Annotated in this window: 18 protein-coding genes; 11 read left to right on the top strand and 7 right to left on the bottom strand. The window is 39.9% G+C overall.

Features of this window, described 5'->3' with window-relative positions; genetic code table 11:
- Positions 1 to 102 precede the first annotated feature (102 nt).
- The gene (locus tag IQ264_RS06195) at positions 103 to 2052 is read right to left on the bottom strand and encodes an FAD-dependent oxidoreductase (protein WP_193979625.1); all 1950 of its coding nucleotides are present in this window, start codon (positions 2050 to 2052) and stop codon (positions 103 to 105) included.
- A 29-nt stretch (positions 2053 to 2081) separates the two neighbouring features.
- Between IQ264_RS06195 and IQ264_RS06190 the strand changes: the two genes are divergently transcribed.
- Entirely contained in the window at positions 2082 to 2885 is an 804-nt protein-coding gene (locus IQ264_RS06190) for an ABC transporter permease (RefSeq protein WP_193979623.1), read from the top strand.
- An 82-nt stretch (positions 2886 to 2967) separates the two neighbouring features.
- Complete coding sequence (locus IQ264_RS06185; RefSeq protein ID WP_193979621.1) at positions 2968 to 3870, top strand: ABC transporter ATP-binding protein; 903 nt, start codon at positions 2968 to 2970, stop codon at positions 3868 to 3870.
- A gap of 182 nt (positions 3871 to 4052) precedes the next feature.
- Here IQ264_RS06185 and IQ264_RS06180 read toward each other — a convergent pair whose 3' ends face one another.
- Positions 4053 to 5252, bottom strand: a complete 1200-nt coding sequence (locus tag IQ264_RS06180; RefSeq protein WP_193979619.1) for a pentapeptide repeat-containing protein — start codon at positions 5250 to 5252, stop codon at positions 4053 to 4055.
- A 282-nt stretch (positions 5253 to 5534) separates the two neighbouring features.
- Here IQ264_RS06180 and glyS point away from each other — a divergent pair, with 282 nt between their 5' ends.
- Complete coding sequence (gene glyS / locus IQ264_RS06175) at positions 5535 to 7685, top strand: glycine--tRNA ligase subunit beta (protein WP_193979617.1); 2151 nt, start codon at positions 5535 to 5537, stop codon at positions 7683 to 7685.
- A 120-nt stretch (positions 7686 to 7805) separates the two neighbouring features.
- Here glyS and IQ264_RS06170 read toward each other — a convergent pair whose 3' ends face one another.
- Positions 7806 to 8084 (bottom strand): hypothetical protein, encoded by a 279-nt coding sequence (locus IQ264_RS06170; RefSeq protein ID WP_193979615.1) that lies wholly within the window; start codon positions 8082 to 8084, stop codon positions 7806 to 7808.
- A 122-nt stretch (positions 8085 to 8206) separates the two neighbouring features.
- On the opposite strand from IQ264_RS06170, the gene murD reads away from it, so the two are divergent.
- From murD to IQ264_RS06155, 3 genes are all read left to right on the top strand, one after another.
- Positions 8207 to 9556: a UDP-N-acetylmuramoyl-L-alanine--D-glutamate ligase gene (murD, locus tag IQ264_RS06165; protein WP_193979613.1), complete on the top strand. Its 1350-nt coding sequence runs from the start codon at positions 8207 to 8209 to the stop codon at positions 9554 to 9556.
- A 228-nt stretch (positions 9557 to 9784) separates the two neighbouring features.
- Positions 9785 to 11377: an ATP-binding protein gene (locus tag IQ264_RS06160; protein ID WP_193979611.1), complete on the top strand. Its 1593-nt coding sequence runs from the start codon at positions 9785 to 9787 to the stop codon at positions 11375 to 11377.
- 95 nt (positions 11378 to 11472) lie between these two features.
- The gene (locus tag IQ264_RS06155; protein WP_193979609.1) at positions 11473 to 11817 is read left to right on the top strand and encodes a hypothetical protein; all 345 of its coding nucleotides are present in this window, start codon (positions 11473 to 11475) and stop codon (positions 11815 to 11817) included.
- A gap of 138 nt (positions 11818 to 11955) precedes the next feature.
- On the opposite strand, the gene IQ264_RS06150 is transcribed toward IQ264_RS06155, so the two are convergent.
- Positions 11956 to 12369 carry a hypothetical protein gene (locus IQ264_RS06150; RefSeq protein WP_193979607.1) on the bottom strand — a complete coding sequence of 138 codons (414 nt, stop codon included), beginning with the start codon at positions 12367 to 12369 and terminating at the stop codon, positions 11956 to 11958.
- A gap of 307 nt (positions 12370 to 12676) precedes the next feature.
- Here IQ264_RS06150 and IQ264_RS06145 point away from each other — a divergent pair, with 307 nt between their 5' ends.
- From IQ264_RS06145 to IQ264_RS06125, 5 genes are all read left to right on the top strand, one after another.
- Complete coding sequence (locus tag IQ264_RS06145) at positions 12677 to 14077, top strand: nicotinate phosphoribosyltransferase (RefSeq protein WP_193979605.1); 1401 nt, start codon at positions 12677 to 12679, stop codon at positions 14075 to 14077.
- 35 nt (positions 14078 to 14112) lie between these two features.
- Positions 14113 to 14712 carry a nicotinate-nucleotide adenylyltransferase gene (locus IQ264_RS06140; protein WP_193979603.1) on the top strand — a complete coding sequence of 200 codons (600 nt, stop codon included), beginning with the start codon at positions 14113 to 14115 and terminating at the stop codon, positions 14710 to 14712.
- Entirely contained in the window at positions 14673 to 15419 is a 747-nt protein-coding gene (locus tag IQ264_RS06135) for an NUDIX hydrolase (RefSeq protein ID WP_193979601.1), read from the top strand. The genes IQ264_RS06140 and IQ264_RS06135 overlap by 40 nt, the downstream gene beginning before the upstream one ends.
- 72 nt (positions 15420 to 15491) lie before the next feature.
- The gene (locus tag IQ264_RS06130) at positions 15492 to 17165 is read left to right on the top strand and encodes an NAD+ synthase (RefSeq protein WP_193979599.1); all 1674 of its coding nucleotides are present in this window, start codon (positions 15492 to 15494) and stop codon (positions 17163 to 17165) included.
- Positions 17166 to 17226: 61 nt separating this feature from the next.
- Entirely contained in the window at positions 17227 to 18117 is an 891-nt protein-coding gene (locus tag IQ264_RS06125) for a carbohydrate ABC transporter permease (RefSeq protein WP_193979597.1), read from the top strand.
- 89 nt (positions 18118 to 18206) lie between these two features.
- Here IQ264_RS06125 and IQ264_RS06120 read toward each other — a convergent pair whose 3' ends face one another.
- From IQ264_RS06120 to IQ264_RS06110, 3 genes are all read right to left on the bottom strand, one after another.
- Positions 18207 to 19379 (bottom strand): glycosyltransferase, encoded by a 1173-nt coding sequence (locus IQ264_RS06120; RefSeq protein WP_193979595.1) that lies wholly within the window; start codon positions 19377 to 19379, stop codon positions 18207 to 18209.
- 237 nt (positions 19380 to 19616) lie between these two features.
- Entirely contained in the window at positions 19617 to 22022 is a 2406-nt protein-coding gene (locus tag IQ264_RS33640) for an ATP-binding protein (protein ID WP_193979593.1), read from the bottom strand.
- Between the two features lie 304 nt (positions 22023 to 22326).
- Positions 22327 to 22536 carry a Uma2 family endonuclease gene (locus tag IQ264_RS06110; RefSeq protein ID WP_228061325.1) on the bottom strand — a complete coding sequence of 70 codons (210 nt, stop codon included), beginning with the start codon at positions 22534 to 22536 and terminating at the stop codon, positions 22327 to 22329.
- Positions 22537 to 22562 lie beyond the last annotated feature (26 nt).

Here is a 22562-nt window from a genome sequence, read left to right as displayed (position 1 = left end):
AACCTGATTAAAAGCTAAAATTTTAAACGCGGATGAATGCAGATAAACGCAGATGAACGCAGATAATATTTATATATTTACTGTGTTCATCTGGAGGTAATTTTAAATTTTTAGTAACCCTTCGGGGTTGACTGTGAACAAGGTGCGTCTTTGCAATCCTTGGCGGTGCAAAATTTCATTTGCTGCTAGTAGTCCGCTACTAATTGCTCTTTCCATTAAACCACAAGGGAAGGGCATTTTTACCCAATCTCCGGCGAATAAAAGGTTGGGAATTTCAGTGGTAGTTTGAGGTCGATCGCTATAACTATTCGGAGGATAACCGGAGAAGTTCTTTTGATTTACTAGTTCGCGATGGAGGATGTTTGCTTGCTGAAGTTCGGGGACTATTTCGTATAGTTCTTGTTCAAAGGTTGTGAGTAATGCTTCTTGGGTGGGAAAGTCTTTTTCTTTGTAGCAATAAGCGTGTAATTCAACTACGCTTCCTCCGGTTTTCTTTGCCCATTCAATAAATTGGTCTTGAATGCGATGATAGAGGGTGATACTATCAGTTAGGCGATAACCGGATAGAGAGGTAAACCAACTTTGTTTCCACTCAAAATCGCGATCGAACCAAAAACGACAAACCGCAAATGGATCTGCTACTGGTAGTTTTTCAATTTGGGTTTTTACTTTCTCATTAACATCGCCGTTAATACGGGTAAATAGTTGGCGTACTCCGGGAACATCGGTGGCAAAAACGTAGTAATCTGTTTGAATTGTTTTGGTTGATGCGGTTAAGTTGGGGTTGTTTGTGGTTGCGATTAGTTGGAGTCGATCGGATTTGCGATCGACAACTTTATACTTCGCCAAATCTCTTTGAGCAGGGCCTTTAATAACTTTACCATTTTTATCAAAAGCTGCACCGTGACAAGGACAGTGAAACTCACCATTTGACTGTTTTTGTACTGTACAACCTTGGTGAGTACAAGTTAAGGAAATCGCTTCATCGCTATTGTTTTTTACAGCAAACACCTCATCGCCTGCACCAAAATATTCTACTTGATTATCAGCAATGTATTGATTGCGACTTACCCAAAAAGGCACATCGTAACTATTGTTACCTTGATAATAAGTTAAGGAATCAATTTTGCCTTGTGATACGCTAATTTCTTTAACAGTTGCATCAGTGATAATGGTGCCATTATTACTTTGAATTGCTTGCGCGATCGGTTGCACTAAACTTGTTCCCATGTCCTGTTTAGTACCATTAAAAGCTAAACCTTCGGGATTGCCAAAAAAGTAAAAATGGAAAAATTGCATTAACTCGCCAACGCTCATGCTATCGGGAGCATTTAAACTAGATTTGGCAAAGGGAAGAAAGTATAAATCATATAATCCTTGGGGAAATCCATTTTCTACCCATTCCGCAACTGAAATATTATCAAGACGTTGAAATGTTTTTTCGGTTTGAAATCCGGTAATGGCGCGGAAAACTTGCCAATGTTCCCATTTTGTCAAATTAATTCCCCAGCGTAAACGGTTATGAGAAGCAACTGCTAAATCAACTATATTCCAGGGGAAAGCCGAATGACTGGGGCGAAATACTTCGGGTTGATATTTGCGATCGCGATAGACAACTGAGTAAAATTTCAAATCCAGAAAATTATCAGCGATTTGCAGTTCTTTAACTAAACTTTTCAGGTTATAATATTGAGGGAAAAAACCGTGAAACCCATGTTCCATCATGAAACTTTCATTGCCAACTTGAATAGGCCAACTGGCAATTTTTCCTCCTAATTGCGGCGATTTTTCTAATAGCGTAACTTGAAAACCTCGTTGACTTAGTTCATAAGCACAAGCTAATCCAGCTAAACCTCCACCGACTACTGTGACACTAACTGGTTTATTTGTCCAACGGGGTAAATCGAGGGTATCCTGTTGAAAAATGGTTGGCTGTGGCTTAGAAAAACGCGAATACCCTACTACACCGCCAACTGCACCGACACCAAACATTTTGAAGAAAGTACGTCGCGAAATTGTCGGCAATTGGGCGTATCTTGATAATTGATTCATGAACTACTCTACTAACTCCTCATATCACGATGAAATATTGGCGAGAAACGCTGGCTGTGGCTCAGCGAATTTTAATTGAGTTATTCCGACGGCGACGTAGCCTGATTTTTTGGAGTGTTTTTCCCATTGCTCTGCTTTTACTCAACGGATTTATTTTTGCAGAACGCGCTCAACAGTCAATGGCTTTTGCTTTTGAAAATGCTACACCGACTACTTTGGCTTTTGAAAATGCTGCACCAACTACTTTAGTAGGTGCGGCGCTGTTTTTTAGCTGCTTGGGTGGTACTGTCACTACAGTGGTAGCGGAACGAGAGCAGCAAACGCTCAAGCGGTTGTTTATCTCTCCTTTGAGTGGAACTTCTTATTTTTTGGGCATTTTCGTTGCTCATTGTTGTATAGGTGTTGGTCAGAGTTTTTTGGTGTATGCGATCGCATCTTTCTGGAAAGCTAAATTTCAAGGCTCTCTCCTTTTGGGAGCAATAATTATTTTACTCAGTATTATCTCCTATGTTGGTGTTGGATTTGTTCTCGGTACGCAATTGGCGCGTCGTGCTGATGATATTAATGCTTTAGTAGCAACTTTTGGCGTACCTTTATTAATTTTAGGAGGTGCATTTATTCCCAGTTTTATCTTTCCGCAATTTCTGCTAAACTTGGCTACATTTGATCCAATTTATCACATGACTGAAGCACTACTTGGTGTGTCTGCTAATGGAAATGGATTAACAGAAATTTCTTTCCATTTTTGGTTTTTATTTGGGTTTGCTATTTTGATGATTGGTGCAGGTTGGTTATCTTATCGTCGGATGTTGAGAGTAGAGAGAAGATTATAAATCTAGAACCCCTACTCTAGGGGTTCTAGCTAAAAAGTTACTTGGGAAAAAATTAGACTGTTACACTCGATCGAGGAATATAATGCTGTTAATTGAAAATATTAATAAGTCTTACGGAAAACGTCAAGTTCTGCAAAATTTAAACTTACAAATTAATTTTGGCGAAATTTACGGTTTACTGGGGCCAAATGGGGCAGGTAAAACGACGACGATTAATATTATATGTAATTTGCTGAAAGCTGATAGTGGCAATATTAAAATTAACAATCAACCTGTTTCAGAAAAAACAAAATCAATTATTGGTGTAGCACCTCAAGAAAATTTACTTTATCAAGGGCTGAGTTGTAAAGAGAACTTGGATTTTTTTGCTCAAATTTATGGTTTACGGCGAAAAGTCCGTCAGTTACAAGTTGATAATTGTTTAGCAGCTGTCAATTTGCTCGATCGCGCAAACAGCACCGTAGAAACTCTCAGCGGCGGCATGAAACGGCGCTTGAATATTGCAGTGGCGTTAGTACATCAGCCAAAGTTAGTCATTTTAGATGAACCGACGACTGGTTTAGATATTGAAGCACGTTATGAAATTTGGGAATTAATTCGCAAATTGAGACATCAGGGAATTACTATTTTGTTAACTACACATTTACTCGATGAAGCCGAACGTCTTTGTCAAAAAATTGGCATTCTGAAAAATGGGCAAATCGTCGCCGAAGGAACTTTGCCGGAATTACAGAAATTAATTCCGGCAAAGGAGATAGTAACGGTACAAACGGCAGAAGAGGAAAAAGCGATCGCACGCGCCATAGAATTAGGTTTTATTCATCGACACTATGGCAATGAATTAGCTTTTTGGCTACCAGAAAGTTTAGAACTAAAAGAAATTATTGCTGCTTTTGATGGGATTTCTCTTGCTTCAATTTCTCGCCAACCTATCAAATTAGAGCATATTTATTTAGAAGTTACTAAACAGGGGACTGGGGATTAAGGACTGGGGACTGGGGAAATTCGATCGTAATACACAGATTTACCAGATTCCTTGATTAATCCTATTCATTAACCCTGCTCATAAATCCTGTTCATCATGTAAATCCATAAATCCTGATCCAAGTGTTGAGTTAATGAATTTCCCCTTGTCCCCCAGTCCCCAGTCCCCAGTACCCAATCCCACTAATTAAAGTAAAAATCTTGGGCATGATTATTCTGATTGTCATCTTCTAAAGCAGATTCTGAGAGATTAAAATTTTCAGAATTTGTGAGACTTTTTAGGTCGATCGGTCTATTAGCCATTGTCTTAGCAATTTCCATTAAATTAGCACCTTGTTGGCGATGAATGGCAATATCATCAGATTGGCTTTGTAATTGTTCCCCATATTGGTTATCAATGTCTCGCAATGCCAGTTCATATTGTAATTTTAAAAGCTTTTCAATTTTGGCTTTATCAGTCTCGCAAGGAACTTTAAACCGAATCACAAAAGCCCCATCTAATCTTTGTTCAATTGCTTGAATAGCTATTTCATTTCCTACCATTTCTGTATTGAATTTTTCCAAAGCAAGTGAAAGAGCTTGCCACTCAATACCATGCAAAAAAATCAAATCAACAGTAGCAAAAACTTTGTGAAATAACTTACTAAATTCTCCTGATACAAACTCTCCAATAATTGGGCGGCGCTCTTGTTGATGATACTGTAAATAAATATAATCGCAGAAAATATCATCTAATAAAGTAGCACTGTTAATATTCCAATCTTGAATGCAAGCTCCCGTAAATTTGGCTTTATTAAAATTTGTATAAAGTGCTTGAGTTCTGATTAAAAAAGCAGCAGTTAAGTCAGCTTCTTTGAAAGAAGCAGCTGTTAAATCGGCTTCGCTCAAGTTAGCTGCTCGCATATAAGTGCCAGAAAAGTCGGCTCTACTGAGATACGCACCTCGAAGATTTGCGCCTGTCAGGTATGCGCCACGCAAAAATGCCCCGGTCAAGTCTGCTTTCGCCAAATTTGCCACCCTTAGCAATGCCGTAGAAAGGTCTGCTCTGTTGAGGTATGCCCCGCTGAGGTTTGCGCCTGTAAGGTTAGCTCTGGTGAGGTCTGCGGCACGTAATAATGCCCCGCTTAACTTAGCTTCACTCAAGTTAGCTCGATTTAAACAGGCTCCATTTAAGTACGCTCCAGTTAGGTCTGCTGCTTGTAAATCGGCACTGAACAGTCCAGCAGGGCCAAGATTAGCGCCGCTGAAGTTAACTCCTTTAAGATTGGCTCCATTGAGATTAATTCCATATAAATCTGGCTCTATATCTGGAAAATTTTTGCGCCAACTATTCCAAACATTTACCCCCATCCAGAGCAAGGTGCTGTGTAACCAATTAGCCATAAGTGTCGCCCTTTTTGCCTAATTTCTACTTAGATATACGGCTTGGTTCACTTGCTGTCAGGAATGGATGGGAGATGCGACTAGCAAACAAGCGATCGCACACCGAAAATAGCAACTTAAACTGGGAAAATTACCAATCAAATCTCTAAATTGGAATTACTCTGTGTAGAGACGTTATATATAACGTCTCTACAAGATGTTGAGTTAGCTGATTAGCCAGACATAATATCAGGCATCAAATCACGATAAACTGTTTTAGCTAGTGTACTAACATTTCAGTCTATGTCTAGTTTCCTATTAGAAGTCGGTACAGAAGAACTCCCCGCCAGCTTTGTCTCCAGCGCCATCCAACAATGGCAAAGCATCATCCCGAACACTCTGGCGGAACAATTCTTAAATACGGAGAAAATTGATATTTACGGTACTCCGCGCCGCCTTGCCGTTCTGATTCAAGGTTTGCCCACCCAGCAAGCTGATAGAGTAGAAGAGGTAAAAGGGCCACCAGCAGCGACGGCTTTTAAGGATGACAAACCAACAAAAGCAGCAGAAGGTTTTGCCAAAAAGCAAGGTGTAGAATTAGATGCTTTGGAAGTTCGTCCGACGGAAAAAGGTGATTTCATTTTTGTTCGGAAAACAATTCCCGGACGTTCCACAGCAGAAATTTTAACCCAGTTAATTCCTCAATGGATTTCTAAGTTAGAAGGTAAGCGGTTAATGCGTTGGGGCGATGGTGATATTAGATTTTCTCGCCCAATTCGGTGGTTGGTTAGTTTATTAGATGATGCAGTTTTACCTATTGAAATAGTGAATGGTTCGGAGACGGTAAAAAGCGATCGCATTTCTCAAGCACATCGGGTTTTACATCCCGAACCTGTATCAATTTCCCACGCCACAGATTACGTTAAATCTCTAGAATCTGCTTTTGTCCTAGTTAGTCCCGAACAGCGACAAACTAAAATTACAGAACAAATTCAAACCGCAGGGAATCAACAAAATGGTTTCGCTGAAATTTATCCTGATTTGTTAGCTGAAGTAGTTGATTTAGTGGAATTCCCTAATGCTGTAGTTGGAAATTTCGATGCCGAATTCTTGAAATTACCAGCCGAAGTAATTACTACGGTAATGGTAACTCAACAGCGTTATTTTCCCATTTTTAAAAATGCTGAATATCGAGAATTACTACCTTATTTTATCACCATTTCTAACGGCGATCCAGCAAAATCAAATATCATTGCTAGAGGAAATGAAAGAGTAATTCGAGCTAGGTTAGCTGATGGGCAATATTTTTATAAAGTTGACTCAACGAAACCTTTAGAAAGTTATTTGCCGCAATTAGAAAAAGTTACATTTCAAGAAGATTTGGGTTCGGTACGTGAAAAAGTTACTCGGATTCAAAAAATAGCTGAACAGATTTCCGAACAACTGCAATTAAATTCCGAAACTAGCAACAATATTCAACGAGCGGCTTTATTATGTAAAGCAGATTTAGTTACACAAATGGTAGGAGAATTCCCGGAGTTACAAGGAGTAATGGGGCAAAAATATGCCGCTGCGAGTGGGGAAACAGAAGCAGTAGCGACGGCGATTTTTGAGCATTATTTACCTCGTGGTGCAGGGGATAAATTGCCGGAAACCGTTACAGGTCAAGTGGTGGGAATTAGCGATCGCCTAGACACCTTAATCGGTATTTTCGGCTTAGGAATGTTACCCACTGGTTCTTCCGATCCCTTTGCCTTAAGGCGGGCAGCCAATGCAATTGTTAACATTACTTGGGCAGCAGAATTAACAATTAATTTACAACAATTGATTGAAAAAAATGTAGCCAACTTTGCCGCCAAATTTCCCAAAACTAACTCGACTGAATTATTATCTCAATTGCAAGATTTCTTTATTCAACGCATTCGCACTCTGTTACAAGAAGAAAGAGGAATTGATTACGATTTAGTAAATGCAGTTTTGGGAGAAAATGATCCAGAATATACAGAACGCGCCTTGCAAGATTTATTAGATGTGAGAAATCGGGCTGATTTCTTACAACGAATTCGTAAAAACGGTCAGTTAGATAAAATTTACGAAACTGTCAACCGTTCCACTCGTTTAGCAGCACAAGGGGATTTAGATAAGCAAGAATTAGAACCTACTTCTGTGGTAGATTCTAAGCTATTCCAAAAGTCATCAGAACAAGCTTTTTATGATGCGATCGTTCAACTAGTTCCCCAAACCAAAGCATCCCAAGCACAACGGAATTATCAACAATTAGTTGATGCTTTAAGTAACATTGCACCCACAGTCAGCACATTTTTTGATGGGCCAGAAAGTGTGTTAGTAATGGATGAAAATTTAGAGATTCGCCGCAATCGGTTAAATCTCTTAGGATTGTTACGAAATCATGCACGAGTATTGGCGGATTTTGGCCCGATTGTAAAGAGTTAATCCTAAATCTGCATTGATGACTCCCTTTTAAATTTTAGACCAAAAAATGTAGAGACTTTCATGGAACGTCTCTACATTTTTCTCTCCTTCTTCTCTGCGTCCTCTGCGTCTCAGCGGTTTTTAATCATCTTTGTCATCATCATCATTATCGTCATCATCATCGTCATCGTCATCATCTCTATCTTGTGAAATTCCTCTCTTGTCATCATCTTTATTTCGCTTTTCTTGAATGACTGACTTTTGTTCGGAAGAATTTTCCTTTAACTCTGGCTGCTTTGGCAATGAATTTGCCTCTTTTGCTAACACATTAGTTACAGAGGTACTCAGCAGCAAGATTAAACTAAATAGATGGAGGGTGGTAGTGATAATTGGGTTAATTATTGGACGATTGGTATTCATAGTTACACCTTATCCCTAAAAACTTAGAGGTTTTCCCTTCGGTTTCAACAGAATGAATTGCAAAAAGCCCATTAGGCTGTAATATTATAAACGGGAAAAATCTGGGAATTACCATTTAACTTATGCCTATTGCTCATATCATTGGTTTGGGAAGGTCGGGAAATGCTGCTGCAAGACTGCTGAAAAGAGAAGGTTGGCAAGTTACAGTAAGCGATCGCAACAACAACCCCAACTTACAACAGCAAGCAGAACAGCTAATTAGCGAAGGAATTGAGGTTAAATTAGGTTATTCCCTAGAATTGGACAGTCCCGAATTACCAAAATTAATAGTAGTTAGTCCCGGAGTTCCTTGGGATGCAGCAATTTTAATCCGCGCCAGAGAGTTGGGAATAGAAGCGATCGGCGAAATGGAATTAGCATGGCGATATCTGCGAAATATTCCTTGGGTAGCTATTACTGGAACTAACGGAAAAACTACAACTACCGCTTTAATTGCAGCGATATTTCAAGCTGCTGGATTGAATGCTCCCGCTTGCGGTAATATCGGTTTTGCCGCTTGTGAATTAGCATTAGCCGAAACTCCCCCCGATTGGGTAATTGCTGAAATTAGCAGTTATCAAATCGAGTCTTCCGCTTCAGTTGCACCTCGCATTGGTGTCTGGACAACTTTCACTCCCGATCACCTAAGTCGTCACAAAACCTTAGAAAATTACTTTAACATTAAGGCTCATTTATTAGCGCAATCTGAGCAGCAAATTTTTAACGGAAACGATCCTTATTTACAAAATAATGCACCCAGCCGTTTTCCTAATGCTTACTGGACAAATGTTAAAGGAAAAGCTGAGTTAATTAATGGTAAAGGCGCTTATATCGAAGATGGCTGGGTGATTTTTGACGAAGAGAAGATTGTTCCAGCTAATGCTTTAAAAATGGTGGGAGATCATAACCAACAAAATCTCCTTATGGCGGTAGCGGCGGCTTGTTTGGCGGGGATTGAAAAAGATGCGATCGCTAAAGCGATCGACAATTTCCCCGGAGTTCCCCACCGTTTAGAACACATCTGTACATGGCAAGGAATTGATTTTATTAACGATAGTAAAGCCACCAATTATGATGCAGCAGAAGTAGGATTAAATGCAGTTTCAGCCCCAGCAATACTCATCGCAGGCGGCGAAGCAAAAGCCGGAGATGACACAGGTTGGATGAGTATGATTCAAGCCAAAACAGCCGCAGTTTTACTCATTGGTGATGCCGCAAACGCCTTTGCCAAACGTCTTGATGAAATTGGTTATACGAGATATGAAATAGTTGAAACGATGGAACGTGCTATTCCTAAATCTGCTGAACTAGCAAAACAATATCATGCTAAAGTTGTTCTCCTTTCTCCGGCTTGTGCTAGTTTCGATCAATACAAAAGTTTTGAAGAAAGAGGCAACCATTTCCGGCGAATCTGTGAAGCAACATTTCAATAATTTCGTTAAATAGAGTTATTATGGATATAATAGAAAAAAACTGCCCATAATTAACTAAAAATTAATTTATTTACTTCTGGATTTTATAGAACCAAAATAATAACTCTCCCAATAGGAAGATAAAGCCCCCATAAAAAATCATCTTTATGATTGATGTAAAAGCTCTCTGTGTTTAGGAAAACATAGAATATATGGGATGAAATACCATTATTTATTAGAGAGAGATTTATGCAGAGAATCGCTTTTTCCGGCTTTCACCTATATGGATTAACTCTTGTAATAGAGATACTTGTTTTGTCAATAATGTATTTACTGAATCAAGTAATTGATGTGACAACAAGTGCTTTCGTGCTGTTTTTTTGTCCAATAATTATTACTGCCTGGTATGGTGGATTAAAAGCAGCAATTTTTGCTACTCTATTAACAGGATTGGCGATCGTCTATTTTTTCCTACCTCCCCTCAACTCCTTACTCTTAGGGGGAGAAGAATTCATTCAAGCTTCTCTTTTCTTAATTCAAAGCTTTTTATTCATCACTCCAGTAACTCTATTACAAAGCAAAATTTCCTTAAAACCTAAAGTAGAAATTCCCCAAGATCAAAAACTATGTCTTGAGTATATCACTAAACTTGAGGAAACAAAAGCAGCATTGTGGCAAAGTCAATCTTGGTTAGATAGAATAGTAGAAAACTCTTACTCTGCCATTTATATTAAGGATTTAGAGGGGCGTTATTTATTATTTAACCACAAATGTGAAACTATTTTCAATATTTCTAGAGGACAAGTTTTAGGTAAAACAGATTATGATTTTTTACCTGATGAAATAGCAGCAACATATCGTTATAATGAGCAAAAAGTAATTGAATTGGGAAAAGCTTTAGAATTTGAAGAATTTGGTATATTTAACTCTCAATCTGTGACATTTATTTCTTTAAAATGTCCCCTTTATAATTGCGATGGAGTACTATACGGAATTTGTGGTATATCTACAGAAATTAGCGAACAGCAAGCGGCGCTACGCGATCGCAAAAACATGGAAGAAGCCTTGATTAAACAATCTGAAGAATTAGCTCAAATAAATCGCATTAAAGATGATTTCTTAACCACAGTTTCTCATGAATTACGCACCCCATTAAATGCCATCCTTGGTTGGTCGCAAGTTTTGCGTAGTGGTAAACTAAGTGATAGCATTGTTGCCAAAGCTTTAGAAACAATTGAACGCAACGCTAGGTCACAAAAACAGTTAATTGAAGATATCCTTGATGTATCTGAAATTATTACAGGAAAGCTACATCTACAAATTAGTTTAATAGATGTTGTCCCAATTATAGAAACAGTAATTAACATCTGTCTGCCATCTGTTGTAGCTAAACAAATTCAATTTAAATTTGTCCACGATGAAGTTAAAGAGAAAATTTTAGGAGATAGCGATCGTCTACAACAAGTGATTTGGAACTTGCTATCTAACGCCATTAAGTTTACACCAGCCGGAGGCAATATTGCGATTAATTTGAGAGTAGAAGAGTGGCAAAAGACAACTGAAGAACAAAAAGTTGCTTGTGCATCTTCTTATCTCAAATTTGTAGTTATTGAAGTGACAGATACAGGTATAGGTATTAAACCAGAATTTCTTCCTTTCGTGTTCGATCGTTTTCGTCAAGCGGATGGTTCAACTACTAGATTATACGGTGGTTTAGGTCTTGGTTTAGCGATCGTCCGCCATATCGTAGAATTACATGGCGGAGTGATCTACGTCCAAAGCGAAGGAGAAGGAAAAGGCGCAACCTTCACAGTAAAACTACCTTTAGTTAACAATCTGTAATTTTCTCGGCAGGTTGAATGTATCTTTTGGTAGAAGCAAAATTTTTTAATCAAAAATACTATAATTTTGGGCAAAAAAATTAGGAGCCAGTTAATATGCACCACCTTTTTTCTAACTTACAAAAATCCTTGCACAAAGTTTTGGTTTCAACTTTAATAGTTTTACTAAGTCTATCAGTTTTCGTACTTTTTCCAGCACAAAACAGTTTAGCAGCAGCCCCCTCACTAAGGCAGCCAATACAAACACAAAAAGACAATTCTAATCAATCAGAAACCGCACGGGAAAAAGCTTACGACCAAGAAATTAACGCCCTGAACAATCCCCAAGGTTTAGAAAAAGAATACAAAGAAAACTTAGAAGCTTACGAAGAAACCCAACCAGATAAAGGCATAATTCAAGAAGCAAAATCACTCGTAGAAAAAGCCACCGGAAAACAATAGTTAGTTGTGAGGACTTTAGTCCTACTATAGTCCTCTTTTTAAACTTAATTAACCAATGCAGCACTTTATAAATTACACAGCTAAAAAAGGCTCAATTTAAATAAAACCCTTCTTTCCTTCTGCCTTCTGCCTTCTCAACTAACCAGGCAAATCTTGCTGTAAAGCATTTCCCCATTCCACAGCCAAAGCAAGTTCTGTAAATGGAATTCGCACCGAATTAAGAGAATTAAAAAATAGAAATTCCAAAGCAATAGCCCGACCTTTTGCTGGGGGATCTGCTAAATTGTATATGCGATCGTCCACAATTAACCGAATCTCTTGTACATCTTTCAAGGAAAAAGTTTGCAGATTTGCAGGTTCTTGGCGCGTCGGTTTTCCCCAAGTTACATCACAACCCTTTTGCCCAAGCACAGCATAAATATCATACTTGGCGCGATCGAACTTTTCGGCCCAAATACGGTAAGCTTCTAATTTTTGATATTCATTCCAACCCGCCCAAGCTAACCAAATAAATAATGCTAGCAACGGCAACCAAAAAAGACCTCTTTCCATAATTTTAGGGATTGGGGACTGGGGACTGGGAGAAATTTATATTCTTCTTTTGCTCCCTATTAATTTTAAATCTATAGCAATCTTATCGATTTGTGACAAAGATTTTTTTTGAACCACGAAGACACGAAGGACACGAAGGAAAGAAAGAGAGAGAGAAGAAAGAGAGAAATTTACAAATTAAATAACATTTCCTCTATTTCCCAGTCCCCAATCCCCAATTCATACAAAATTTACAAAAATACCTTGACAATATTTTGGTGAAATTTACTATAATTAGATTAATCAAATTTAACTAGGAAGTTGGGCTATGACTGTTGCCCCGGACTGGAAATGCTTAGCTCCAGAAAAAACTCAAGTGGCAGAAACCTTTGAGGATAGGGAACTGGCGCTCTCACCTGAAGATTATAGCTTGTTGACTGACCTTTACCAACTGACGATGACGGCTTGTTATGTTGGTAAAGGATTAGATCAAAAGCGGGCTAGTTTTGAGTTATTTGTGCGCCAATTACCAGAAGGTTTTGGTTATTTAATTGCAATGGGCTTAGAACAAGCCTTAGATTATTTGGAGAGGTTTCGCTTTAGCCCTGCCCAAATCAATGCTTTACGGGCGACAGGGATTTTTCGGCAAGCGCCTGCCCAATTTTGGTCACTTTTAGCAGAATCCGGTTTTACTGGGGATATTTGGGCGGTACCAGAGGGAACGGCTGTGTTTGCTAATGAGCCTTTGTTGCGGGTGGAAGCACCGTTGTGGCAAGCGCAGATTGTGGAAACTTATCTATTAAATACACTGAATTATCAAAGTTTGATTGCGACTAAGGCGGCGAGAATCAGAGATATAGCTGGCTCAGAGGCGACTTTGCTGGAATTTGGCACGCGACGGGCTTTTAGTCCTCAAGGGGCGTTGTGGGCAGCGCGAGCGGCTTTAGCAGCAGGATTTGATGGGACATCGAATGTGTTGGCGGCGCTGAAGTTGGGGCAAAAGCCTAGTGGTACAATGGCTCATGCTTTTGTGATGGCGTTAACGGCGACTTCTGGTAGTGAGGAAGAAGCTTTTAAGGCGTTTCATGAATATTTTCCGGATGCACCTTTACTGATAGATACTTACGATACTGTTGCTGCTGCCCAAATGTTGTTAGAAAAGATCGATGCTGGGGAAATGCAATTGTCGGGTGTGCGATTAGATTCGGGGAATTTAACCAGTTTATCGCAAGAAGTACGATCGCTTTTACCAGGAGTTGCCATTTTCGCTAGCGGCGATTTAGATGAATGGGAAATTGCTAAATTAAAAGCGGCTGGTGCTTGTATTGATGGTTATGGTTTAGGAACAAAATTAGTTACAGGAACGCCTGTGGGTGGTGTTTATAAACTGGTGGAAATTGATGGCATTCCCACAATGAAACAATCGAGTAATAAAGTTACTTATCCCGGTCGAAAACAAATTTTTCGCCGTTGGGAAAAGGGAGAAATTCACTGCGATCGATTGGGATTAATGAACGAAAGTTTAGAGGGAGAACAAGGTTTGCTGCAACTATTTATGAAGCAAGGTCAAAGGGTAAAACCTCCAGCAAGTTTGGCGGAAATTCGCGATCGTACCAGGACTTCTGTTGCTAGTTTACCAGTTGCAACCCGCAAATTAAATCAACCCCAACAGATACCAGTAGAAATTTCTTCAGCACTCAGGGAATTAACCGAAAAAACCAAACGTTAAAAGCTAAACTACCAACTACCAAATACCAATTACCTATGACAACAATTGCTCTTTTTGGCACAAGCGCCGATCCACCAACTACTGGACATCAAGCAATCATGAATTGGCTATCTCAACATTTTGATTGGGTAGCAGTTTGGGCTTCGGATAATCCTTTTAAATCACACCAAACACCGTTAGAACATCGGGCGACAATGTTGCGATTATTAATTAAGGATATCGATCCTCCGAGATATAATATTGGTTTACATCAAGAATTAAGTAGTCCTCGAACTTTGGAAACTGTGGAAAAAGCTAAAAGTTTATGGCCTGATGGTGAACTGACATTAATTATAGGTTCGGATTTGGTAACACAGCTACCACGTTGGTATAGAGTTGAAGATTTGTTGCGGCAAGTGGAATTGTTGGTCGTACCTCGTCCAGGATCTCCTATAGAAGAGATTAGTTTGGGAGAATTGCAAAATTTAGGGGCGAAAGTAGCGATCGCGTCTCTAAATGGCCCCAATGTTTCTTCTACAGCTTATCGTCAACATAAAGACCCGACAACTTTAACGCCGACTATTGAAGAATATATTGATCGAGAGAAACTATACGAATGTCAGAACGCACCACGAGAAAAATTGCATATCCGGTGAAAAAACAGGCATTAGCTGATTTTAAAGTCGGGGTAGATAACGCGATTTTTTCCGTTGATACCTCGCAAAATCGCTTGTTAGTCTTGTTAGTAATGCGCCATGATGAACCATTTTTAGGTCAGTGGTGTTTACCCGGAACTTTAGTCAGACAGGGGGAATCTTTAGAGGATGCTGCCTATCGAATTTTAGCGGAAAAAATTCGGGTCAAAAATCTATATTTAGAACAATTATATACCTTTGGTGGGCCAGGTCGTGACCCCAGAGAAGCACCAGATAGTTTCGGTGTTCGTTACCTATCGGTAAGTTATTTTGCTTTAGTGAGATTTGCGGAAGCAGAGTTAATTGCTGATGGTGTAAGTGGTATTGCTTGGTATCCCATACAACAAGTTCCTGAATTAGCTTTCGATCATAAGAAAATATTGGAATACGGTTATCAAAGGTTACGAAATAAACTAGAATATAGTCCCGTAGCTTTTGATGTTTTACCAGATGTTTTTACGTTAAATGACCTTTATCAGCTTTATACTACTGTATTAGGCGAAAATTTTTCTGATTATTCCAATTTTCGCTCTCGATTGTTAAAATTAGGTTTTTTATGCGATACAGGAATTAAAGTTTCTCGTGGTGCAGGTCGTCCAGCTAGTTTATATCGATTTGATGCCGAAGCTTTTGTCCCGTTTAAGGATAAACCTTTGGTATTTATTTAATAGTCCTGAGTTATCGATCGTTAGTCATTGGTAAATAACAAAGGACAAATAACAAATGACAAATGAGAATTTATGAAAATAGCGATCGCTCAACTTAACCCCATTATTGGTGATCTGACTGGCAACGCCCAAGCTATTCTCAAAGCTGCCAAAAAAGCTGCTGATGCAGGTGCGCGGTTGTTGTTAACTCCAGAACTTTGTCTATGTGGATATCCACCCAGAGATTTATTATTAATGCCTAGTTTTGTCGAGGGAATGGCAACTGTATTAGGGAAGTTAGCCGAAGATTTACCAGAAAAATTAGCTGTTTTAGTGGGTACGGTTGAACCAAACACCCAGGCGGAATTTACGGGAGGCAAGCCTTTATTTAATAGTATCGCATTGTTAGAAAAAGGCAAGATACAAAAGATATTTCATAAACGGTTATTGCCGACTTATGATGTTTTTGATGAGCAGCGTTATTTTGAACCAGGATTAGAATCGAATTACTTAATTTTAGATGAAATTCGCATTGGTGTAACTATTTGCGAAGACTTATGGAATGACGAAGAGTTTTGGGGAAAGCGTAGTTACGCAGTAAATCCGATCGCAGATTTAGCAAAAATAGGCGTAGATTTTACCGTTAATGTTTCAGCTTCTCCCTATTGTGTAGGAAAACCAGACTTACGCAAAGCAATGTTAAGTCACAGCGCTGTTAGATATCAGCAACCAATTATTTATACAAATCAAATTGGCGGAAATGATGATTTAATTTTTGATGGAAGTAGTTTTGCGGTAAATCGCCAAGGAGAATTAATTTGCGCTTTAGCTAGTTTTGAAACCGAGTTAGCAATTATAGAATTTGATCAAAAAAATCAAGATTTAGTCTCTGGAACTATAGCCAATAAACCAGAAAATGCTGATGAGGAAATTTGGTCAGCTTTAGTTTTAGGCGTGCAAGATTACACTCATAAATGTGGTTTTTCTAAAGTTTTAATTGGATTAAGTGGAGGGATTGATTCATCTTTAGTCGCTGCGATCGCCAGAGAAGCGTTAGGTGCAGAAAATGTGTTGGGCGTGTTAATGCCTTCACCTTACAGTTCCGATCATTCTGTGAAAGATGCTTTAGCATTAGCGAGGAATTTAGGAATTAGTACCCACACTTTACCGATCGCCAATTTAATGCACGCTTACGATGAAAGTTTAATCAATGTTTTTGCCGGAACAGAGTTTGGAATTGCCGAAGAAAATATCCAATCTAGAATTCGGGGAAACTTGTTAATGGCAATTGCCAATAAATTTGGTTATCTGCTAATTTCCACCGGAAACAAATCAGAAATGGCAGTGGGTTATTGTACCCTTTATGGTGATATGAATGGGGGATTAGCTGCGATCGCAGATGTACCCAAAACTCGCGTTTATTCAATTTGTAAATGGTTAAACCGTTATGGGGAAATTATCCCAGAAAATGTGTTAGAAAAACCCCCTAGCGCCGAACTAAAACCCGGACAAGTTGACCAAGATTCTTTACCACCTTACGAAGTATTAGATGATATTTTAGAAAAGCTAATTCATAACCATAAATCGATCGCGCAAATTGTTGCTTCAGGACACGACGCTGCTGTAGTCGAAAAAGTAGTAAAGTTAGTCTCTAGAGCAGAATTTAAGCGCCGCCAAGCGCCCCCAGGATTAAAAATAACCGATCGCGCCTTTGGTACTGGTTGGCGAATGCCGATCGCCAGTAGAATTAGCTATTTAAGTAGCTAGTTTAGGTTGCAGGGGAGAGAAGTTGAAGGTTTTTCCTAGTTTAATAAATGACCAATCACCGATGAATAATTACCAAAAACAACTGACTCCCTACTTATTTTTATTACCAGCCATTATCCTTTTAGGATTAACAGTAATTTGGCCTGCTTTACAAGCTTTTTATCTCAGTTTTACTCGTTACGAATATGATATTACCCAAGCGCCAGAATGGATAGGATTAGCCAATTTTAAACGTTTAATAGCAGATAAAATCTTTTGGCAAACCTTTAGAAATACATTAATTTATTTAGTTGTTGTTGTGCCAATTTTAGTATTTTTACCTTTGGGATTGGCTATTTTAGTTAATCAAAAACTCCGAGGAATTAGTTGGTTTCGCGCCGCTTATTACACACCTGTAATTATTTCAATGGTAGTTGCTGGACTAGCTTGGAAATGGCTTTATGCTGAAAATGGTTTAATAAATCAAATAATAAAAATAATTGGTTTTAGCGAGGGGATTCCCTGGTTAACTAGTCCAAATTGGGTACTTTTTAGTGTCATGGCAGTGACAATTTGGAAAGGATTAGGTTATTACATGGTAATTTATTTAGCTGGATTACAATCTATTCCTAATGACCTTTACGAAGCAGCTGCGATCGATGGTTCTGACGGACTCAGAAAACATTGGGATATTACCGTTCCCTTAATGAAACCATATCTATTTTTAGTAGCAGTAATTTCGGCAATCTCCGCAACCAAAGTTTTTGAAGAAGTTTACATTATGACCCAAGGAGGGCCAAGAAACAGTTCTAAAACAGTTGTATATTACCTTTACGATCAAGCTTTTCGTAACTTAGAAATTAGTTACGCTTGCACAATTGGTTTAGTTCTATTTCTAATAATTTTAGGCTTGTCAATCTTACGAATTGTCTTTGGCAATTCATCCTCGGAAATTAGTCCATCAAGACTATAATAACTGGACTTCAACTCACATCTTGCACTCCTGAGCAGAGCCTTGGTTTTTCGTTCCCAGGTTCAACCGGGGAACGAGTCTTGGGAGGTTCAGGAGTTCACTTTACTCATAATAATGTCTGGCTTTAGACCGTGTAATCTCTGGTGGTCTTGCTTTGTTTGAATGAACTGGAAAAGTTTTAGATATTTTTGGGTAGCAGTTTCTGCATCAAACTGGTTAAGCCAATTTGAATCAACTGTTTTTGGATTACCAGACAAAACTTGTAAAATTCCCTCCGCAAGAGCTTCACTATCTCCTACAGGAGTTAGGTAGCCATATTTTCCACCTGCAAGAATTTCTCTGGGTCCGCTCTCGCAATCAGTTGATACCACTGGTATCCCCAATGCGATCGCTTCAATCAGAACATTAGGCAATCCTTCCCAGACGGACGATAATGCAAACACAGCCGATCGCGCCATGAACATATAAGGATTATTGACGTGCCCCGGCAGATCAACCACGTCCTCTAACCCCAATTCCTGAATCAGTGCTTCTAGCTTTGGACGGTCTGGCCCCCAACCGAGAATTACTAGTCGGCATGGTTTATGCTGTTGCACCTTGGCAAAGGCTCGAATCAACGTCGGGAAATCTTTTTGCTTTTCTAATTTGCCCACACCCAAAATTACAGGTAATTCCCCAGGTGCAAACCAAGGATGATCCAATGGCTCTTTGGCTTTGACAAACATCTCTGGATTGACGGGGTTGTAAATAACCTCTATTTTTTCTAAAGGCAAAGAAGCTACGTGAGCTAGGTCTTTAGCAACACCGTGAGAAACTGCCAGAATACCGTCTGCCAGAGGATACAAGAGTTTAGTTAACAGAGGAGCTAACCGAGCTTTGAGTTGACTACCATTTCGGGCAGTTTTGGACAACTGATTACGTTCTGAGACAATTACGCGAGTTGGAACTCTGGCAATTGAGCAGGCCAAAATTGCCACTTCGTTAGCAAAATGGTCTGCTGCAAAAAGTATTGATGGACGTTCCTGACGCAAATACCGAACTAATTTCGGAAGACTTTTGAATAAACCGGAAGACTTCAAATTAATGATGCGGGATTCTGATGGCATTTGCCACAGATGTGTACTGTCTACGTCAATTAATATTAAGTCAATTTGTATACCCAACTTTACCAACTGATGGGAAAGTCGGGCTGTAACTCTCTCGATTCCTCCGCCTCCAAAATTTCCCAGAAACAAAGCGACTCGAAAATTAATCTTAGCCATAGAATTAATTTTTTCTCCTAATGTAACTTTAAGTGCAGTACCAAAGCTAAAACACTAAAAAAGTCATCTGTCTTAGGGAGTAAAAGTTAATCTAAAATATATGAACTTAACTTTAACTCTATTTCTATATACGTTAAAACTCACAAATCAACAGGATAATAGATTGACAATTTTCAGTCCAAATTAGTGGAATGCAGCAGAAATAGCCAATTAGCTAAAAGTACTTAAAAAGCTGAATTACGGCTTTTCTTGGCAACTGTTCACTAAGTCTACGATCGCTCTAACTAATGCTTGCGGTTCTACAGGTTTGGCGAGATGAAGCTGAAATCCAACCTGGAGAGCTTGTTGTTGATTGTGCTCTCCAGCATAAGCTGTCAGCGCGATCGCTTTCGGCATAGCTTTGCCTACCGCCCTCACCTGTCGGTCTTGTTGAGAGTACCTGCTACGAATTTGCTGCATCAACGTATAACCGTCCATCTCTGGCATACCAATATCACTGATCAGCAGAGCGAAAGTTTTTTCTTCCAAAGCTTGCAATGCTTCTCTTGCAGATCCTACAGCAGTGACGATCGCATGATTTTGCTCTAAGGTGAAGATAAGAAAATTTCTCATATCTAGATCGTCATCAACCACTAAAACTCGCAGCCCCTTCAGAGGTGCGGATTGAAGCGTTAAAGATGAAGAGTCACTTGATTCATCTGTGTTTTTGATGCCTTCATCTCTTAACAATGGCAAGCTGACTATAAACGTTGCACCCTGTTCTTCTCCAGGGCTATCTGCTTGAACTGTTCCACCATGCAGTTCCACCAGATGTCGCACAATTGCCAGTCCCAACCCCAAACCCCCAAATTTACGGGTTGTCTTGCTATCTTCCTGACGGAAATACTCAAATACGAATGGCAAAAAATTCGGATCGATGCCTTTACCAGTATCAATCACTTGAATTTGAGCCTGTGAAGCGACACGCAACAAACGCACTTCCACCCGTCCACCTTCCGGTGTGAACTTAACCGCATTGATGAGTAAATTCCAAATCACTTGCTGGAGGCGGGCGGAATCTCCTAAAACTAGAAATTGGGGATTTTGGGAGTCGCCATTGTTTAATCCCAAATCCAAAGTGGTAAATCGCAAATCGATCGACTTAGCTTCAGCCGCTAATCGCACCGTTTCGATCGCAGAATTAATAGTAAATACCAAGTTAACTGGAACCGTTTTCAGGCTTAGTTTACCTTGCATGATCCGAGCAACGTCTAAGAGATCCTCTATAAGTTGGGTTTGCAGTTTGGCGTTACGCTCGATCGTTTCTAAAGCAAAAGCCGTCTTAGCAGCATCTAATCTTCCACCTCGAAGCAATTTAGACCAACCAAGAATCGGATTGAGAGGCGTTCGCAACTCATGGGATAACACAGCTAAAAACTCATCCTTCATTCGGTTAGCAGCCTCAGCTTCTTCTCTTGCCGCTTCCGCCCGCTGCAAATTTTCATTCCGTTCCTGCTCTCGCTGCGACAACAAGTTAGCCGCAAATTCCAAAGACTGCCCTAAAAATACCACTTCTTCAATCAAGAGCGGTTTGATTTGGGGAGACTCACCTTTTGCTAATGCTTCCGCAGCCAAAGCAGCCGAAGTAATGCTCAGAGAAATGTATCGGGAGAGAATGAAGGAACCGATACCACTGACCAAAAGCAAAGCTAAACCAGACCCAATCACCAGCCACATCGCTTGTCGGGCTGGCCCTTGAATCACATCAACGGGTACAGTAATAGCAACTGTCCAAGGAGTATCATCGACCTGACTGAAGGCAACGTAGACCTTCCTTCCTTCTAAGGTCGTATCGCGGTAAATTCCTTCGTTTGCCTCTGAGATTCGCTTCAAAAAAGATGGTGTTCCCCGCTGCCCAACAAAGCGTTCTGGATCGCGGGTGCGAACGACTACAACCCCTTTTCCATCAACTACTGTGCGCGTCCATTCTCCATCAATGCTGGTTTGATCGCTGACGACATTAGCGATCGCCTTTTGATTAATGACAGCCGTGAGTATGTATTGAAGCTTGCCATTCCGCATTACTGGAATACGAACTGGGAAGCCCAACCTTATGGGTTTAAATATTGAAGGGGAGATATTGCCGACAGTCGGCTGGTGAGTTTCGACAACGCGCCGTAGGCTGGCTGGCTCTCTAGCTTGAGGCAAGGGCGTACCAAACGGTCGTGTAGTATTTACAACCTGCTGCCCTTCTGGTGAGAGGAGAATCACAGCGATCCAAGAGGGTTGTGTTTGTACGACTCGCCTCGCCTCGCGGTGAAAGTTTTTCAGGTTTCCTTGCTCTATCCGTTCTGAAGTTGCTAGTACCTGAAGCGTCCGAATTGTGCCGGAAAGTTCGCGCTCTACAATCGCAGCTAAGTTACGGGTAGCTAGAAGTATCCGCCGCTCCGTTGCTGCCTGTTCCTGACTTGACAACTTATAAACAACAGCAACAGCAAATAACACAACCGGAAGCAAAGTACCTGCCACAAGCAGGACAAGATACGATCGCAGTGAAAGTGTTCGGCAACTGGAAGATGTTCGATCGGGATGTCCATTTTTTGAAGCAATCCACTTCAAAAGTATGTTTAAGAATCCAGTCCGTGTAGCTTTATCTTCCACCATTTATTTCTCATTTGGGGCGCTGTAGAGTATGTTGTGAAAAAAATCTACGATTACCAAGTTAAACTCAGGTCTTCCTCCAGTAAGGAGATCGAACCTCCCAACACCTCGTTCCCAGGTTCAACCTGGTAACGAGAAATAGAGGCTCCGCCTCGTTGTGCAAGATCTCAGTTAAAAAGAACGTACATCAGATTTCCCCAACTATATATCCAGTCCGATCGCCATACTAATGCGTATCTTTAGCCAAATCAGGTTCCCTATTTCTCAAGATCAACTTTCTTAATTTAAACGCGCTCAAAATTTTTCTTCAATGCCTGCCAGTCATTCCCATTATCGCATTAACTGTAAGTGGTGGTATTTCCCCCAAACTGGGCAAAATGTCTGCGCCGGAAAAAATGTTTGGCAAATCATCTGCTTGCCAAACCCAAATTTGTTGGCGAGTTATATCTATCAACCAAGCAAGTTGTGTTCCATTTTTAAGACAGTGGAGAATTTTGTTTTGTAAATCTAGGTTCATTGTATCGACTTCAGTCGTATTTTCTT

It is taken from the genome of [Phormidium] sp. LEGE 05292, assembly GCF_015207735.1.
Taxonomy (GTDB): Bacteria; Cyanobacteriota; Cyanobacteriia; order Cyanobacteriales; family Aerosakkonemataceae; genus Floridanema.
This window is presented reverse-complemented; position numbering and strand designations above follow the sequence as displayed.

Coding starts and splice junctions, on each gene's coding strand:
- murD (WP_193979613.1), top strand. CDS start 8,207: ATGCCTATTGCTCATATCATTGGTTTGGGAAGGTCGGGAAATGCTGCT.
- IQ264_RS06125 (WP_193979597.1), top strand. CDS start 17,227: ATGAATAATTACCAAAAACAACTGACTCCCTACTTATTTTTATTACCA.
- IQ264_RS06145 (WP_193979605.1), top strand. CDS start 12,677: ATGACTGTTGCCCCGGACTGGAAATGCTTAGCTCCAGAAAAAACTCAA.
- IQ264_RS06160 (WP_193979611.1), top strand. CDS start 9,785: ATGCAGAGAATCGCTTTTTCCGGCTTTCACCTATATGGATTAACTCTT.
- IQ264_RS06110 (WP_228061325.1), bottom strand. CDS start 22,536: ATGAACCTAGATTTACAAAACAAAATTCTCCACTGTCTTAAAAATGGA.
- IQ264_RS06120 (WP_193979595.1), bottom strand. CDS start 19,379: ATGGCTAAGATTAATTTTCGAGTCGCTTTGTTTCTGGGAAATTTTGGA.
- IQ264_RS06170 (WP_193979615.1), bottom strand. CDS start 8,084: ATGAATACCAATCGTCCAATAATTAACCCAATTATCACTACCACCCTC.
- IQ264_RS06185 (WP_193979621.1), top strand. CDS start 2,968: ATGCTGTTAATTGAAAATATTAATAAGTCTTACGGAAAACGTCAAGTT.
- IQ264_RS06130 (WP_193979599.1), top strand. CDS start 15,492: ATGAAAATAGCGATCGCTCAACTTAACCCCATTATTGGTGATCTGACT.
- glyS (WP_193979617.1), top strand. CDS start 5,535: ATGTCTAGTTTCCTATTAGAAGTCGGTACAGAAGAACTCCCCGCCAGC.
- IQ264_RS06140 (WP_193979603.1), top strand. CDS start 14,113: ATGACAACAATTGCTCTTTTTGGCACAAGCGCCGATCCACCAACTACT.
- IQ264_RS06180 (WP_193979619.1), bottom strand. CDS start 5,252: ATGGCTAATTGGTTACACAGCACCTTGCTCTGGATGGGGGTAAATGTT.
- IQ264_RS06150 (WP_193979607.1), bottom strand. CDS start 12,369: ATGGAAAGAGGTCTTTTTTGGTTGCCGTTGCTAGCATTATTTATTTGG.
- IQ264_RS06155 (WP_193979609.1), top strand. CDS start 11,473: ATGCACCACCTTTTTTCTAACTTACAAAAATCCTTGCACAAAGTTTTG.
- IQ264_RS06190 (WP_193979623.1), top strand. CDS start 2,082: ATGAAATATTGGCGAGAAACGCTGGCTGTGGCTCAGCGAATTTTAATT.
- IQ264_RS06135 (WP_193979601.1), top strand. CDS start 14,673: ATGTCAGAACGCACCACGAGAAAAATTGCATATCCGGTGAAAAAACAG.
- IQ264_RS33640 (WP_193979593.1), bottom strand. CDS start 22,022: ATGGTGGAAGATAAAGCTACACGGACTGGATTCTTAAACATACTTTTG.
- IQ264_RS06195 (WP_193979625.1), bottom strand. CDS start 2,052: ATGAATCAATTATCAAGATACGCCCAATTGCCGACAATTTCGCGACGT.